Source organism: Allobosea sp. TBD101, assembly GCF_059817965.1.
This window is the reverse complement of the sequence record NZ_CM187543.1, coordinates 649762-665741: the sequence shown is the minus strand read 5'-3', so window position 1 is coordinate 665741 and position 15980 is coordinate 649762. Positions and strand designations below refer to the sequence as shown.

The 15980-nt window shown below is 65.8% G+C and carries 15 protein-coding genes; 11 read left to right on the top strand and 4 right to left on the bottom strand.

From position 1 onward, the window contains the following. Positions 1–52 precede the first annotated feature (52 nt). Together AC6RIC_RS03170 and AC6RIC_RS03165 are read left to right on the top strand one after the other, a co-directional pair. Complete coding sequence (locus tag AC6RIC_RS03170; RefSeq protein ID WP_454654673.1) at positions 53–727, top strand: Crp/Fnr family transcriptional regulator; 675 nt, start codon at positions 53–55, stop codon at positions 725–727. A 364-nt stretch (positions 728–1091) separates the two neighbouring features. Continuing rightward, positions 1092–1397: a hypothetical protein gene (locus AC6RIC_RS03165; protein WP_499735067.1), complete on the top strand. Its 306-nt coding sequence runs from the start codon at positions 1092–1094 to the stop codon at positions 1395–1397. An 89-nt stretch (positions 1398–1486) separates the two neighbouring features. Here AC6RIC_RS03165 and AC6RIC_RS03160 read toward each other — a convergent pair whose 3' ends face one another. Next, on the bottom strand, positions 1487–1885 hold the full coding sequence (locus tag AC6RIC_RS03160; protein ID WP_499735066.1) for a VOC family protein: 399 nt from the start codon (positions 1883–1885) through the stop codon (positions 1487–1489). A gap of 271 nt (positions 1886–2156) precedes the next feature. Here AC6RIC_RS03160 and AC6RIC_RS03155 point away from each other — a divergent pair, with 271 nt between their 5' ends. The 7 genes from AC6RIC_RS03155 to AC6RIC_RS03125 all read left to right on the top strand — a co-directional run bounded on the left by AC6RIC_RS03155 (position 2157) and on the right by AC6RIC_RS03125 (position 10875). Further along, positions 2157–4142 (top strand): AMP-dependent synthetase/ligase, encoded by a 1986-nt coding sequence (locus AC6RIC_RS03155; RefSeq protein WP_499736547.1) that lies wholly within the window; start codon positions 2157–2159, stop codon positions 4140–4142. Positions 4143–4153: 11 nt separating this feature from the next. Further along, entirely contained in the window at positions 4154–4954 is an 801-nt protein-coding gene (locus tag AC6RIC_RS03150) for an ABC transporter ATP-binding protein (RefSeq protein WP_499736546.1), read from the top strand. 172 nt (positions 4955–5126) lie between these two features. Continuing rightward, positions 5127–6041: a branched-chain amino acid ABC transporter permease gene (locus AC6RIC_RS03145; RefSeq protein WP_454658924.1), complete on the top strand. Its 915-nt coding sequence runs from the start codon at positions 5127–5129 to the stop codon at positions 6039–6041. Positions 6042–6054: 13 nt separating this feature from the next. After that, the gene (locus AC6RIC_RS03140; protein WP_499735065.1) at positions 6055–7134 is read left to right on the top strand and encodes a branched-chain amino acid ABC transporter permease; all 1080 of its coding nucleotides are present in this window, start codon (positions 6055–6057) and stop codon (positions 7132–7134) included. Positions 7135–7238: 104 nt separating this feature from the next. Next, complete coding sequence (locus AC6RIC_RS03135) at positions 7239–8570, top strand: ABC transporter substrate-binding protein (protein ID WP_499735064.1); 1332 nt, start codon at positions 7239–7241, stop codon at positions 8568–8570. 182 nt (positions 8571–8752) lie between these two features. Beyond that, positions 8753–9598, top strand: a complete 846-nt coding sequence (locus AC6RIC_RS03130; protein ID WP_499735063.1) for an ABC transporter ATP-binding protein — start codon at positions 8753–8755, stop codon at positions 9596–9598. Between the two features lie 44 nt (positions 9599–9642). Then, entirely contained in the window at positions 9643–10875 is a 1233-nt protein-coding gene (locus AC6RIC_RS03125) for a phenylacetate--CoA ligase family protein (protein WP_499735062.1), read from the top strand. Positions 10876–10884: 9 nt separating this feature from the next. Here the strand turns inward: AC6RIC_RS03125 and ung are convergent, their stop codons facing one another. Beyond that, a complete protein-coding gene (ung, locus tag AC6RIC_RS03120) occupies positions 10885–11508 on the bottom strand; it encodes a uracil-DNA glycosylase (RefSeq protein WP_499735061.1) in 624 nt (207 codons plus the stop codon). A gap of 71 nt (positions 11509–11579) precedes the next feature. Further along, on the bottom strand, positions 11580–13100 hold the full coding sequence (locus AC6RIC_RS03115; protein ID WP_454654659.1) for a bifunctional metallophosphatase/5'-nucleotidase: 1521 nt from the start codon (positions 13098–13100) through the stop codon (positions 11580–11582). Positions 13101–13284: 184 nt separating this feature from the next. Here AC6RIC_RS03115 and hemH point away from each other — a divergent pair, with 184 nt between their 5' ends. Continuing rightward, the gene (hemH, locus tag AC6RIC_RS03110) at positions 13285–14349 is read left to right on the top strand and encodes a ferrochelatase (RefSeq protein WP_499735060.1); all 1065 of its coding nucleotides are present in this window, start codon (positions 13285–13287) and stop codon (positions 14347–14349) included. A gap of 1 nt (position 14350) precedes the next feature. On the opposite strand, the gene AC6RIC_RS03105 is transcribed toward hemH, so the two are convergent. Continuing rightward, entirely contained in the window at positions 14351–14983 is a 633-nt protein-coding gene (locus AC6RIC_RS03105; protein ID WP_499735059.1) for an alpha/beta fold hydrolase, read from the bottom strand. A 303-nt stretch (positions 14984–15286) separates the two neighbouring features. Between AC6RIC_RS03105 and AC6RIC_RS03100 the strand changes: the two genes are divergently transcribed. Then, the gene (locus tag AC6RIC_RS03100) at positions 15287–15784 is read left to right on the top strand and encodes a MarR family winged helix-turn-helix transcriptional regulator (RefSeq protein ID WP_499735058.1); all 498 of its coding nucleotides are present in this window, start codon (positions 15287–15289) and stop codon (positions 15782–15784) included. Positions 15785–15980 lie beyond the last annotated feature (196 nt).

The following is a 15980-nucleotide window of genomic DNA, read 5'->3' as shown; positions in this document are numbered from 1 at the left end:
CGTCGCAGCCCATACTGCTGCGAACCGTTCCATTGCCCGGATAACCGCCATCTTGATCACCCCCGAGGAACTGCGCGCCATCGCCTCCTGGTCCCATGATCTGTCCGAGGCCGAGTTCGAGGAGGCGCGGCGCGGCATCTCGTTCAAGAGCTACGGCAAGGGGGCCTCGATCTGCCATGTCGGCGACCGGCTCGAGGCATGGACCGGGGTGGCCGAGGGGCTGGTCAAGATGGCGACGACCTCGAAGACCGGCAAATCGGCGACCCTCGCCGGCCTGCGTGCCGGCGCCTGGTTCGGCGAGGGCACCGTGATCAAGGCCGAGGCGCGGCGCTACGAGCTGGTGGCGCTGCGCGAGTCGCGAATTGCCTTGATGCGGCGCTCGACCTTCCTCTGGCTGTTCGAGCATTCGGCCGCCTTCAACCGCTTCCTCGTCCACCAGTTCAACGAGCGCCTCGCCCAGTTCATCTCTCTGGCCGAGACCGAGCGCACGCTTGATTCCACCGGCCGCCTCGCCCGCAATCTCGCCTGGCTGTTCAACCCGATCCTCTATCCCGATCTCGGCCGTACCCTGGCGATCTCGCAGGAGGAACTCGGCATGCTCGCGGGCATCTCGCGCCAGATGGCCAATCAGGGGCTGGCGAAGCTCGCCGATCTCGGCCTGATCGAGCTCGGCCATGGCAGCGTCACCATCCGCGACCTCGACCGGCTCGCCCGCTACGAAGGGTGAAGAGCGGGCCTCGGCACCAAATCGCCTCTCGCGCGTTCCTTCTCCCGAACAGCCCTGGCTGAGAAAGGAACCGCCGCCATGTTTGGCCTCCTCGACCTGTTCGTGAAACGGGTCAACGACCAGATCGCCGAATACGCTGCCGCGCAGTCGGATACCGCCCGGCGCCTGTCGGGAAGCTGGTACGGTTCCCTCCACCCATGCCAACCGGCGAAAGTCCGCGTCGCGCCCCGGAATCCCGGCACGGCGTCGGAGCGGTCGCCCACACAGGGGCGCCGTCAAATATGAACGGCAGCCAACACCTGCGTTCAGATGGCATTGCACCGGGCCATGCTCTGATGACGCGCGTCGAAAGAAGGAGACGACCATGCGTGGAATTCTGATGGCCGCTGGCCTCGTTCTCGCTGCGTTCGCCGCAGCCCCTGCCGCAGCCGCGCCCGTGACACTCCCGCAGGCCGAGGCTCTCGATCGCCTGCCCGCCGAATACACCCGCCACAACCGCGAGCACCGCATGTGGGAAATCGAGCGCAACATGGAGCGGCAGGAGCGATATGGCCGTGATCGCTACGGCCGCGACTATGATCGCGGTTACGGCTATGGCCGCCGCCACGGTGGCCCGCCGCCCTGGGCACCGGCTCATGGCTATCGGCGTAACCACTACGAGCGCTTCTGAACGACCGCCGCTCCGGTTCAATCGCCCGCCATCCCCAGGATGGCGGGCATTTTCATGCTTTCGCGCGGCAGGTCCCGGAAGCGAAAACGCTACACTGGTTCGTTGAACACCGCCTCGATGGCATAACCGTCGGGATCGACCACGAAAGCTGCGTAGTAATGCGGCCCGTAATGCGCGCGCAGGCCCGGCGCGCCATTGTCACGCCCGCCATGCCGAAGCGCAGCCTCGTGGAACCGGTCGACACCGGCACGATCCGGCGCCGCAAAGGCGAGATGGAAGCCCGGACCCGGCGGCCGCTGTCCCTCCGGCCTCAGCTTAAGCGCGAGCTTGTCTCCCCCGCCCGGCAGGCCGTAGCCGACCGCCTGCCCCGCTTCGCCCGGCCGCAGATCCTGCCAGACCCTGACATAGCCGAGCGGCGCCAGCACCGCGTCGTAGAAGGCGCAGGCGCGCTCGATATCGGCAACGCCGAAAGACAGATGATGAAGCATGAGTCGGTCCGCCATCGTCGCGGGCGCGGTTCCGCCCACCGATTCGATCTGCCAAATTCGTGAGGAAAATCAGAGCCGAAGCGAAAAAATCACGCAACATATCTGCGTGAAAAGCAGACTTCGGCGGGACGATAGTCACCAAAAGGCGAATTGTCTGTCAAGCGGGTCCTTGCGAAGATAATGGCCGCCTGCAAGTCTTGCATGAGAACGAGGCCGGAAACCGGCCCGCGGAAGTCGCCACGACGCATGGCGGCTCGACAGGGAGAACGCAATCGTGGCAAGCGGCGCCGCCGGCCAGGCGGATACCTTTCCGAAATTGCTGTTGCGCAATGCACGGGAGCGCGCCTCGCGCGTCGCCTTCCGCCATAAGGATCTCGGGATTTGGCAGTCCTGGAACTGGGCTGAAGTCGCGGAACACGTCCGCAACTTCGCCAAGGGACTGCAGGATCTCGGCCTGAAGCGTGGCGAGAAGGTCGCGATCATCGGCCAAAACCGGCCGCGGCTCTACTGGTCGATGTGCGCGGCGCAATGGATCGGCGCGATCCCCGTGCCGGTCTATGCCGATGGCGTCGCCGAGGAGATGGCCTATGTCCTCGATCATGCCGAAGCCGTCTTCGCCGTGGTGCAAGACCAGGAGCAGGTCGACAAGCTGCTCTCGATCACTGAGCGCCTGCCGCATCTCCGGCACATGCTCTATGACGAGCCGCGCGGCTTGCGCGACTACGACCACAGCAAGCTCCACGCCATCGAGACGGTGATCGCTGATGGCGCGAAGGCGCTGAAGGACCCGCAGGCGCAGGCGGCGCTCGCCAACGAGATGGATCAGGGCCAGGGCTCCGATCTCGGCATCATCCTCTACACCTCCGGCACCACCGGGCGGCCCAAGGGCGTGATGCTCAGCCATTACAACGTGCTGATCGCGGCCGAGATCGGCTGCGGCTTCGATGGGCTCAACGAGACCGACGAGGTCATTGCCTACCTGCCGATCGCCTGGGTCGGCGACCACGTCTTTTCATACGCGCAGGCGATGCTCGCCGGCTTCTGCGTCAACTGCCCGGAAAGCCCGGACACGGTGATCGACGACCGCCGCGAGGTCGGCACGACCTACGCCTTCGCCCCGCCGCGCGTCTTCGAGAACATGCTGACCGTGACCATGGTGCGCATGGAGGATGCCGGCGCGCTCAAGCGCAAGATGTTCCACTATTTCCTTGACGTTGCGAAACGCTATGGCGAGCAGATCCTGAACGGCGAGAGCGTGCCGCTGAAAGGCCGGCTGCTCTACAAGCTCGGCGACTGGCTGGTCTACGGGCCCCTACGCAACCGCTTCGGCCTGACCAATATCAAGGTCGGCTACACCGCCGGCGAGGCGATCGGCCCCGAGCTTTTCCGCTTCTACCGTTCGATCGGCATCAACCTGAAGCAGCTCTACGGCCAGACCGAGGCCGGGGTCTACATCACCATGCAGCCGAACGGCGAGATCAAGGCCGACACCGTCGGCAAGCCCGCGCCGATGGTCGATATCCGCATCGACGACAATGGCGAGGTGCTCTACCGCTCGCCCTCGATCTTCGGCGGCTATTACAAGGACCCCGACAAGACCGCCGAGACGATGACCGCCGACGGCTATGTCCGCTCCGGCGATGCCGGCTTCTTCGACGAAGGCGGCCATCTCAAGATCATCGACCGCGCCAAGGATGTCGGCAAGCTCGCGAATGGCGAGCTGTTCCCGCCGAAATACATCGAGAACAAGCTGAAATTCTATCCGAACATCAAGGAGGCCGTCGCCTTCGGCCAGGGCCGCGATTACGCGACCGTGGCGCTCAACATCGACCTGATCGCCGTCGGCAACTGGGCCGAGCGCAACAACGTGGTCTATGCCTCCTATCAGGAGCTCGCCGGCCACGATCTCGTCTATGACATGATCGCCAAGCATGTCGACGAGGTGAATCGCTCGCTCGCCTCCGAGCCGATGATGGGCGGCGCGCAAATCAAGCGCTTCCTGATCCTGCACAAGGAACTCGACGCCGACGATGGCGAATTGACCCGTACCCAGAAGGTCCGGCGCGGCTTCATCGCCGAGCGCTACGCCCCGCTGGTCACGGCGCTCTATGACGGCTCGGAAGCCGCCGATATCTCGACAGAAGTCACCTTCGAGGACGGCCGCAAGGGCGCGATCTCGGCACGCGTCAAGGTGCGCGACGCCAAGGTCTATCCCGTCGCCCGGCAGGAGGCGCCGTCCCCGGCGAAGGCGGCATGAACGCGGAGCCGATGAACGTGACGGGCACCCCCATCCGCGGCAAGGGCGAGGTCCTGCTCTCTGTCGAGAACATCTCGCTGCGCTTCGGCGGCGTGAAGGCGATCGCCGATGTCTCCTTCGACATCCGCAAGGGCGAGATCCGCGCCATCATCGGGCCGAACGGCGCCGGCAAGACCTCGATGCTCAACTGCATCAACGGCTTCTACCAGCCGCAGGAAGGCCAGATCGTCTTCAAGGGCGAGCGCCGCGCCAAGATGCGCCCGCATCGCGCCGCCGCCGGCGGCATCGCCCGCACCTTCCAGAACGTCGCGCTGTTCAAGGGCATGTCGACGCTCGACAACATCATGACCGGCCGCACGCTCAAGATGAAGAAGGGCTTCTTCTGGCAGGTTCTGCGCCATGGCCCGGCGATGCAGGAGGAGATCGCGCATCGCCGCGTCGTCGAGGACATCATCGACTTCCTGCAGATCGAGCACATCCGCAAATTGCCGGTCGGCAAGCTGCCCTACGGCCTGCAGAAGCGCGTGGAGCTTGGACGCGCGCTCGCCATGGAGCCGGAGCTCCTGCTGCTCGACGAGCCGATGGCCGGCATGAACCTCGAGGAGAAGGAGGACATGTGCCGCTTCATCCTCGACGTGAACAACCAGTTCGGCACCACGATTGCGCTGATCGAGCACGACATGGGGGTGGTGATGGACCTGTCCGATCGCGTCGTCGTGCTCGAATACGGCCGCAAGATCGCCGACGGCACGCCAGAAGAGGTCAAGGCCGACCAGCGCGTCATCGATGCCTATCTCGGCGTGGCACATTGAGGAGCGTGGAGACATGAGCGACATCGCCACCCGCCCCGCCCCGAACCTCCTGGCCAACCCGCTGGTCAAGGCCGGTCTGATCGTCGCAGCCGTCATTGCGGCGCTCGCGATCGGCGTCCGGCTCGACCCCACCAACACGCTCTACGCCATCTTCGTCGATCCGTTCCAGCAGATGGTCCAAGCGCCCGACCTGCTGGTGCAGACAGTCTGGGAAGGGCTCGTCTCCGGCGTGCTCTATGCGCTGATCGCGCTCGGCTTCGTACTGATCTTCAAGGCCTCCGGCGTGTTCAACTTCGCCCAGGGCATCATGGTGGTGTTCGCGGCGCTGACGCTGGTCGGCCTCTACGAGAAGGGCGTTCCGGCCTTCCTCGCGGTCATCCTGACGCTCGGCGTGATGTTCGCGCTCGCCGTCACCATCGAGCGCGTGGTGCTGCGCCCGCTGGTCAACCAGCCCGACATCATCCTGTTCATGGCGACCTTCGGCATCACCTATTTCCTGATCGGCTTCGGTGAATCGCTCTTCGGCGGCAATCCCAAGCAGATGATCGCGGAGCAGCTCTATCTGCCCAAGGGTGCGGTCGACCTGCAGATCCTCGGCGGACTGGTGTCCTTGCAGAAGATCGACATCGCCGCCGCCGTCATCGCCTCGCTGATGATCGCCGCGCTCGCCGCCTTCTTCCAGTACACCCGCATCGGAAGGGCCCTGCGCGCCGTCGCCGACAGCCACAAAGCCGCGCTCTCGGTCGGCATCTCGCTCAACCAGATCTGGGTGATCGTCTGGTTCACCGCCGGCATCGTCGCGCTGATTACCGGCATCATGTGGGGCGCCCGCTCGGACGTCTCCTTCGCGCTGGAGATCGTGGCGCTGAAAGCGCTCCCGGTGCTGATCCTCGGCGGCTTCACCTCGATCCCCGGCGCTATCGTCGGCGGCCTGATCATCGGCATCGGCGAGAAGCTCGGCGAGTTCTACTGGGGCCCGCTGATCGGCGGCGGCATCGAGAGCTGGCTCGCTTATTTCATCGCCCTGGGCTTCCTGCTGTTCCGGCCGCAGGGCCTGTTCGGCGACAAGATCATCGAACGTATCTGAGGAGCCGGACGACATGCTCTACCGCGAGGCCGGCCAATACAAATCCAGCTACTCTGCCGACATGGCGGTCTTCCCGCTCAAGGAGGACCGGATCGGCATTGCCGTCATCCTGGCGATCGCGCTGGTCGCGATCCCCTTCCTCGGCAGCGACTTCTTCATCGCCTCGGTGATGATCCCATTCCTGATCTTCTCGCTGGCGGCGATCGGGCTCAACATCCTCACCGGCTATACCGGGCTGATCTCGCTCGGCACCGCCGCCTTCATGGGTGTCGGCGCCTATAGCTGCTACAAGCTCACCACCTTCTTCCCGGGTGTGAACATCATCGTCCTGATTCTCGTCTCGGGGCTGTTCTCGGCCGGCATCGGCGTGCTCTTCGGCCTGCCCTCGCTGCGCATCAAGGGCTTCTATCTCGCAGTCGCGACGCTCGCCGCGCAATTCTTCCTGCAATGGGCCTTCGTGCGCGTGCCCTGGCTGTTCAACTACAACGCCTCGGGCGCGATCGAGGTGCCGCAGCGCACACTCTTCGACATTCCCCTGACCGGCGCGTCCGCGACCCCGGAGACCCGCTATTTCGTCTGCCTCGGCCTCGTCGTGATGTTGACCTGGTTCGCCTCCAACATCGTCCACGGCAAGCTCGGCCGCTCCTGGATGGCGGTGCGCGACATGGACATCGCCGCCGAGCTGATGGGCATCAAGCTGCTCAACGCCAAGCTCGCCGCCTTCGCCGTCTCCTCCTATTTCTGCGGCGTCGCCGGCGCGATGATGATCTTCCTCTGGTACGGCGGCGGCGAGGCGGCGGACGTGTTCTCGATCCGCCTGTCCTTCAACATCCTGTTCATGGTCATCATCGGCGGCCTTGGCTCCCTGATCGGCTCCTTCTTCGGCGCGGCCTTCCTTTCGATCCTGCCGACGGCGCTGAAATTCGGGCTTCCGGCGCTCGGCGTGCCGATTGCCGGCGCGGCCGCCGAGCACGTCACCTTCATGCTGGTCGGCGCGCTGATCATCATCTTCCTGATCGTCGAGCCGCACGGCCTCGCCCGGCTCTGGCAGATCGGGAAGCAGAAATTGCGGACGTGGCCTTTCCCGTACTGAGGCTGCGGGACGAGCCCAAGAAACGACCGGCGACACTGAAGCGCCGGCGGATAAAGACCGATCCGACAGCAGTCTGGTCGGGAGGAAACGAACGGAGGAAGTCCATGAAGACCAGCAATCTGTTGAAGGGTGCCGCGCTCGGAGCCTTGTTGGCGTCAACGGCGGCCATCGCGCCGGCCACGGCGCAGGACAGCGTCTACATCGCCAACAACGCCTATCGCACCGGGCCCTTCTCGGGCTCCGGCATCCCGATCGGCGACGGCATGCGCGACTACATGACAATGATCAACGAGCGCGACGGCGGCGTGAACGGCGTCAAGATCAACTTCGAGGAGTGCGAGACCGGCTACGACACCAAGAAGTCGATCGAGTGCTACGAGCAGGCCAAGTCGAAGAACACGATCGTCTACTCGCCCTGGTCGACCGGCGCGACGCTGGCCGCGATCCCGCGCGCCCATGTCGACAAGATTCCGATCCTGTCGATGGCCTATGGCCTCTCGGCCTCGGCCGACGGCACCAGCTTCCCCTGGGTCTTCATCCCGCCGCTGACCTATTGGGACGGCGCCTCGCTGATGGTGAAGCACATGGCGGCCGAACTCGGCGGCATGGACAAGCTCAAGGGCAAGAAGCTCGGCCTGATCCATCTCGACGCGCCCTTCGGCAAGGAGCCGATCCCGGTGCTCGAGAACCTCGCGAAGAAATACGGCTTCGAGGTGAAGCTCTATCCCGTCGCCGCCGCCGACATGCAGAACCAGGGCTCGCTCTGGCTCTCGATCCGTCGCGACCGGCCGGACTTCCTCTACAACCAGGGCTGGGGTGCGATGAACCCGACTGCGGTCAAGGAGGCGATCAAGAACAACTTCCCGGTCAGCAAACTGGTCGGCGTCTGGTGGGCCGGCGGCGACGACGATGCTCGTGCGGGCGGCCCCGAGGCCAAGGGTTACAAGTCGCTGAACTTCAACGCCGCGGGCCCGAACTTCCCCGTGATCCAGGACATCATCAAGCATGTCGTGGAAAAGGGTAAGAGCCTGGCGCCGAAGGAGAAGGTCGGCGAGAATCTCTATAATCGCGGCGTCTACAACTCGATGCTGATCGTCGAGGCGATGCGCACCGCCCAGAAGCTGACCGGTAAGAAGGTCGTCAACGCCGAGGACATGCGCCGCGGCTTCGAGAGCCTGAACGTCGACGAGGCGCGCCTCAAGGAGATCGGTATGGCGGGCTTCGCCTCGCCGGTGAAGATCGGCTGCACCGACCATTCCGGCCACCACAAGGCCTATGTCGCCGAGTGGGACGGCACCAAGTGGACCCAGAAGGGCGACTGGATCGAACCGCTCAAGGACGAAGTCCGGCCGCTGATCGAGGCCAACGCCAAGGACTATGTCGAGAAGGCCGGCAACTGGCCGAAGCGCACCGAGTCCTGCGAGAAGTCGTCCTGATCTGACGGCAGCCGGCGGCGGCTCCCCGCCGCTGCTCTTCCTTCTCCCCTCCAGGGGAGAAGGTGTCTGCGAAGCAGACGGATGAGGGCAGACCTGCTCAGCTCTCATCCGTCATTTCCCTCATCCGACCCGGCTGACGCCGGGCCACCTTCTCCCCCGAGGGGAGAAGGAAGGAGCGTGAGATGTCGACCGCCACCCTCGAAAAGCCCGCAGCTGCGACCGCGAGCGACACCATCCTGTCGCTCAACAATATCGAGGTCATCTACGACCATGTCGTGCTGGTGCTGAAGGGCGTCTCGCTCACCGTGCCGCGCGCCGGCATCGTCGCGATCCTCGGCGCCAACGGCGCCGGCAAGACCACGACGCTGAAGGCGATTTCCAACCTGCTCAAGGCCGAGCGCGGCGAGGTCACCAAGGGCTCGATCGTCTTCGACGGCGAGCGCGTCGACAAGATGTCCCCGAACGAGCTGGTCCGGCGCGGCTGCATCCAGGTCATGGAAGGCCGGCACTGTTTCGGCCATCTCTCGATCGAAGAGAACCTTCTAACCGGCGCCTTCACCCGCCGCGACGGCAATGCCGCGATCAAGCGCGACCTCGAGAAGATCTACACCCTGTTCCCGCGCCTGAAGCAGCGTCGCTCGTCGCAGGCGGGCTACACCTCCGGCGGCGAGCAGCAGATGTGCGCCATCGGCAGGGCGATGATGTCGAACCCCAAGATGATCCTGCTCGACGAGCCCTCGATGGGCCTCGCCCCGCAGATCGTCGAGGAGATCTTCGAGATCGTGCGCCAGCTCAATGCCGACGAGGGCGTCTCCTTCCTCGTTGCCGAGCAGAACACCAACATGGCGCTGCGCTACGCGACCTACGGCTACATCATGGAGACCGGCCGCGTCGTCATGGACGGCGAGGCGAAGATGCTGCGCGAGAACGAGGACGTGAAGGAATTCTATCTCGGCGTCGCCGAGGGCAACAAGAAATCCTTCCGCGAGGTGAAGAGCTACAAGCGCCGCAAGCGCTGGCTGTCGTGACCACAAGCGATCCGGCACCGCACCCCGACAGACGAGACCCCGCCATGACAGAGCACCACGACGCGCTCGAAACCCGTTCGCCTGCCGCGCGCGAGGCCGATCTCTTCGCTCGCCTGCCGGCCGTGCTCGCGGCGGCCTTGAAGGCGCCGGCCTATGCCACCAGGCTTGCCGGCATCGACCCCGCCGCGATCACTGATCGCAAGACGCTGGCCCGCCTGCCGATCCTGCGCAAGGCGGAACTGCCCGCGCTTCAGAAGGCTGCCCTGCCCTTCGGCGGCTTCGTCGCGGTGGCGCCTGGCTCCTTCGGCCGGCTCTTCACCTCTCCCGGCCCGATCTTCGAGCCTGAAGGCACCGCGACCGACGCCTGGGGCGCTGCGCGCGGCCTCTATGCCGCCGGCTTCCGGCCGGGCGACATCGTGCTGAACACGCTGAGCTATCACCTGACGCCCGGCGGGTTCATCCTGGATTCCGCCGCCCGTGCGCTCCATTGCGCCGTGATCCCGGCTGGCCCCGGCAATACCGAGCAGCAGATGGAGGTGATCTCCGCCTATCGGCCGAGCGCCTATGTCGGCACGCCCGATTTCCTGAAGATCCTGATCGAGGCAGCCGAGACGCGCGGCGTCGACATCTCCTCGATCAAGCGCGCGGTGGTCTCCGGCGCCGCCTTTCCGCCCTCGCTGCAGGCCTGGGTCAGGGAGCGCGGCATCGACGCCTACCAGCTCTACGCCACCGCCGATGTCGGCGTCATCGCCTACGAGACCTCGGCACGCGAAGGCATGGTGCTGAACGAGAACCTGATCGTCGAGATCGTCCGGCCGGGCACCGGCGATCCGGTTCCCGAAGGCGAGGTCGGCGAGGTCGTGATCACCAATCTCGACCCGCATCACCCGCAGATCAGGCTCGCCGTCGGCGATCTCACCGCCGTCCTGTCAGGCCAAAGCGCCTGCGGACGCAGCAACACCCGAATCAAGGGCTGGATGGGCCGCGCCGACCAGACCGCCAAGGTCAAGGGCATGTTCGTGCGGCCCGAGCAGGTCGCCGAGATCGCCAAGCGCCATGTCGAGATCGCAAAGCTCCGCCTCGTCGTCGGCCGCGCCAACGAGACCGATACGATGACGCTGAAGGCCGAGATCTACGCCGAGCCTGCCGGCTTCGTCGATGCGGTGTCCTCGACCTTGCAGCAGGTGACCAAGCTGAAGGGCGCAGTCGAGATCCTGCCGCTCGGCGCGTTGCCGAACGACGGCAAGGTCATTGCCGACGAACGGCCGGTGGGGTGACGTCGCGCATCACCACGCGATCGGCTTCTCGCCCCGCTCTTCCAACCAGACATTCGCGCGGCTGAACGGCTTCGAGCCGAAGAAGCCCCGCCGCGCCGACAGCGGCGAGGGGTGGGCGCTGGCGATGACCAGATGCCGGCTCTCGTCGATCAGAGGCCGCTTCGTCTGCGCCGGATTGCCCCAGAGCAGGAAAACGACATGCGGCCGCTGGCGCGAGACCGCCGCGATCACCGCATCGGTCACCGCCCCCCAGCCGAGCGAGAGATGCGAGCCGGCCTTGCTCGCCCCTTCTCGCACCGTCAGCGCGGTGTTGAGCAGCAGCACGCCCTGCTTCGCCCAGCGGGTCAGATCGCCATCGGCTGGCGCGAACTCCGCCAGGTCCTCCGCCCGCTCCTTGTAGATGTTGACGAGGGAGCGCGGCAACGGCGGCGGGCCGACATAGGAGAAGGCGAGCCCGTTGGCATGGCCCGGCGTCGGATAGGGGTCCTGTCCGAGGATGACCGCCCTGACCGTCTCGAGCGGCGTGAGTGCCAGTGCAGCGAAGACCCGCTCGGGAACCGGCGCCACGACATGCCCGGCCATCCGCTCGGCATCGACGGCGGCGCAGGCGCGCGCGGTAGCCCCGCCCGACACAAAAACCGGTAGCTCGCGCCAACCCTTCGAGTTCCCGCTTGCCAGGAAGGCTGCGAGCGCCTCGCTGCAACTCACTTCAGGACCGCCCGGCCCTCGACCTTGGCATCGACCGTGCCGAGCCTGCGGACATAGACCATCACTTCATTGGCCATGAGCTTGCCGTCGGTGAGGCCGACCAGCGTCCGGCCACGGCCGAGCGCCGCATAGCCGTCACCGCCCTCCAGCATGAAGTTGTTGGAGGCCACGGTATACTTGGCCGCAGGGTCGATCGGCTTGCCGTCGACTGTGATCGCGGTGACGCGCGAACCCTGCGGTTGCTTGAGATCGGCCTCGAACTTCAGCCCCGACACCACCGGGAAGCGCCCGGCGCCCTGCGGTGCGTCGCGCAAGCCGTTCTCGATCGCATCCTTCACGTCCTTGCCGGTGATCTCGACCATCACGGTGGCATTGCCGAAGGGCAACTCGCTCAGCACGTCGCGGCGCGTCAGCTTCTGCCCGGCGGCATATTGCTTGTTGGCGCGGATGCCGCCGGCATTGGTGATGGCGAGCTGGGCGCCGGTCGCGGCGCGGATCGCATCGGCGATCAGGTTGCCGATCGCGGTCTCCTGCGTGCGGATGACGCCGGTGCGGGAATCGAGCGGCGCGGCCAGCGTCGCGATATCGACGTCGAGTTCCTTCGACAGCTCGCCCTCATAGCCCTTCACGATGGCCGCGACCTCCGGATCGGGCGTCGCCGAACGGGAATCGTTGACCCGGAAGGTCGGCGTCCACGAGACCTGGCGGGCCGCGCCCTCGCCGCGAATGCTGACGGCGATGTCGATCGCGGTGACGTAATTGCCCTCCTCGTTCGACTCGACCATCACCACCTTGCCGTCATAGGCGATGGCGAGATCATGGTCGTGGCCGGTGAGCACGATATCGACCACGCGCGAACGGACGATCTCGTAGTCCATGGCACGGTCGGCATGGACGACCGCGACGAGGATGTCGGCGCCCTGCCCCTTCAGCACCTTGGCCTCGCGGCGCAGCGCTTCCATCGTCGAGGAGAATTTGAGGTCGCCCGGAAACGAGACCTGCGGCGTCGGATCGAAGGCCGTGCCGATGACGCCGACCTTGACGCCGCCAAGCTCGAAGATCTGCGAATCCTTGTGATGCGGCAGGATGTTGCCGGCCGCGTCGCGCAGGTTGGCGGCGAAGGTCGGGTAATTCTGCGCCGCCGTCAGCTTGAGATAGTTCTCCTTGCCGAAATCGAATTCGTGATTGCCGGGCACGAAGACGTCGATGCCCATCTTGTTCTGCATCGCGACGATATGCGCGCCCTGGTCGAAGCCCGACATCAGCGAAGGCGAATAGCAATCGCCGGCATGGCAGAACAGCACCGGCACGCCCTTGGCCCGCTCGGCCTTGGCGATGCCGGCGGCGCGCGCGAAACCGCCGCGCCCCTTGTCGTCGCTCATCTTGTAGATGTCGTTGACGAGCAGCAGCGTGAAGCTCGGCGCCGGCTGCTGGGCCATCGCCACGGGCGCGGTCGCGGCAAGCGTGGCAGGCGCCGCCAGGACGCCGAGAGCCTTGCGGCGGGTGAGCTTCGTCATGCGGGCGCCCCTACGTCCTGAGAACGGCTCCAGACTAGCAAGAGCAGCGATGTGCTGACCAGAGGGGTCTCGCGACGCCATCGCTTGCAGTCAGCAGTGTCGCACCCCTGCCATTCGAGAAGCTTCAAGGCTGGACGAAAGCGCGAACTCGTCTAAATCACGACGCTGAGGAGTGCACGCGTTCATGACCGCTGACATCGCCGCAGTGCCGGCCCGTAAGGCCGCTTCCCTGCCATCCGACCATCCCAAGGTGCAATACGGCCGCATCGGCGTGCTGCTGATGAATCTCGGCACGCCGGAAGGCACCGGCTATTGGCCGATGCGTGCCTATCTCAAGGAATTCCTCTCCGACCGCCGTGTCATCGAGGAGCCCCGTTGGAAATGGTGGCCTGTCCTCAACCTGATCATCCTGTCGACCCGGCCCGGCCGGAAAGGCAAGGACTACGCCTCGATCTGGAATAACCAGCGCAACGAGGGTCCGCTCAAGACCATCACCCGCTCGCAGACCGAGCAGCTCGCGGCGCGCCTGAAGCCGCTGGCCGGCGAACGCGTCGTCTTCGACTGGGCGATGCGCTACGGCTTTCCCGATGTGAAGAGCCGGCTGAAGGCCCTGCTCGACCAGGGCTGCGACCGCATCCTCCTGGTGCCGCTCTACCCGCAATATGCCGCGCCGACCTCGGCCACCGCCTGCGACCAGGCTTTTCGCGCGCTGATGCAGATGCGCTGGCAGCCTTCGGTGCGCGTCGCCCCGCCCTATCACGACGACCCCGTCTATATCAGCGCGCTCGCCCGCTCGATGCGCGCCTCGCTGGCGAAGCTCGATTTCGCGCCCGAGGTCATCCTCTGCTCCTTCCACGGCATGCCGAAGGAATACCTGCTGAAGGGCGACCCCTATTACTGCCAGTGCGTGAAGACCTGGCGCCTGCTGCGCGCCGAGCTCGGCCTCACCGAGGAGCAGTTCCCGCTGACCTTCCAGTCGCGCTTCGGGCCGGACGAATGGCTCCAGCCCTATACCGACGAGACGGTGAAGGCGCTCGCCCAGGCCGGAAAGAAGTCGATGGCGATCGTCGCGCCGGGCTTCGCGGCCGACTGCCTGGAGACGCTGGAGGAACTCGACGGCGAGAACCGCGAGATCTTCCTGCATAATGGCGGCGAGAAATTCGCCTATCTGCCCTGTCTCAACGATTCCCCCGAAGGCATCGACGTCATCGCCGAGGTCGTCCAGCGCGAATTGATGGGCTGGCTCTGAGCTAGACCTCGCCAGCCACGAAGCGGGCGACACTCTCCGCTACGGGCCGTGCCTTCAGGATGCGGCGGTGCCCGAGACCTTCCGTCGCCTCCAGCCTGACGAACGTGCCGGCTTGGGCCAATGCCTCGGCATGCTGGAAGCCGAGCTCGCGATCCTGCCGGTCATGGATCACCAGCGTCGGCAATCCGATCGCCTTGAGCTGGAGCGGACCTTCGAAAGCCTCGACCGGGTTTCCGGCCACGACATGGATGCGCCGTTCCAGCGCGGCCTGCCCGCGCCGCCCGAGGCCAATGGCATCGCCGAACTGCCGGGTGATCCGGGTGATCGAGGATGGCGCCGAGATCAGCACGAGCCTGTCCGCACTGACCACAGGCTGCCCCCTGACCGAACCCGCCAGCGCCGCGAGCGTGATCGCACCACCGAAGGAATGGGTGACGACCGCCTGGAACGGGCCGAACACCCGCGCCAACGCCGCAAGGCTCGCCACGCCGAGCGGAATGTTGAGCTCCCGGCCGGTCGAGGCGCCATGGCCCGGCAGGTCGAATGCGACGACCCGCAAGCCCGCCGCCAGCAGCGGCTCGACGAAACCCGCCATCGAGGCCGCATCGCCGGTCCAGCCATGGACCAGCAGCACGGTCCGTGTCGGCGCCCGCCCCTCCGGTTCGAAGACATAGGCCTGGACGCTCCCACACGGGAAGGGAATCGCACGCGGGCTCGCCTGCCTTAGCCTGGCCGGAAGCCCCTGTTCTCCCGTCTCACCGTTTCCGTTTCGCTTTGGCGGCCTCGGCGGGGTACAGAAGAGGCGGAAGGCCAGTCGGCCGGCCGCGCGTGGAGCCACAAAGCTCGCGGCCCGGACGAACGGGCGGATGCAACGGAGGGCGGCGGCGCTCATGGCGAAGATCCGATTTTGTTCAACGCTGAACCATTATGTTCAGCCATGAACAAAAAGCAAGAGCCTTGCGAGACGCAGACCCTGCCCTGGGACCTGCCGCGCTTCCGCAACTGGGTCTCCATCGCCCGCGCCCATAACATGTGGGAGAAGGTGCTCACCGAGTCGCTGGGTCCGCTCGGCATCCAGCTCGCGCATTACGACGTGCTCGCCAACATCTTCCACGTTCCCGGCCTCTCGCAGCAGGCGCTGGCCGAGAAGCTGCTGGTCGGGCGCAGCGCGATGAGCATGCTGCTGCCGGTGCTGGAAAAGCGCGGCCTGATCGAACGACGCAACGACGAGGCCGACCGGCGCGTGCGCCGCCTCTGGCTCACGCCTGCCGGCGAGGCGATCACCCGCAAGGCGATGGCGATCCATGTCGCCGAGATCGAGGCGATGATGCAGGTCCTCAGCGACGAGGAATGCAACGCCGCGGGCGAGGCGATGCGCCGCGTCGGCAAGGCGCTCGAGGCGCGCAGCAGCGCTGCGGCGAAGGGCACGACTTGAAGGGCGCCACTTGAAGGGCGTCATCCCGTGCGCGCTGCGGCATGGAATGCCGCTGCGCAGACACGGGACCGTTTTCAGGAAGGGGCGCCTTCTCATGCAGGGAGGCGCCCTTTCGCTTGAAGGGTGCCTTCTCGTCGTGCGGTCCCGTGTCTGCGCAGCAGCACTCACGTGCCGCAGCGCGCACGGGAAGACAGTC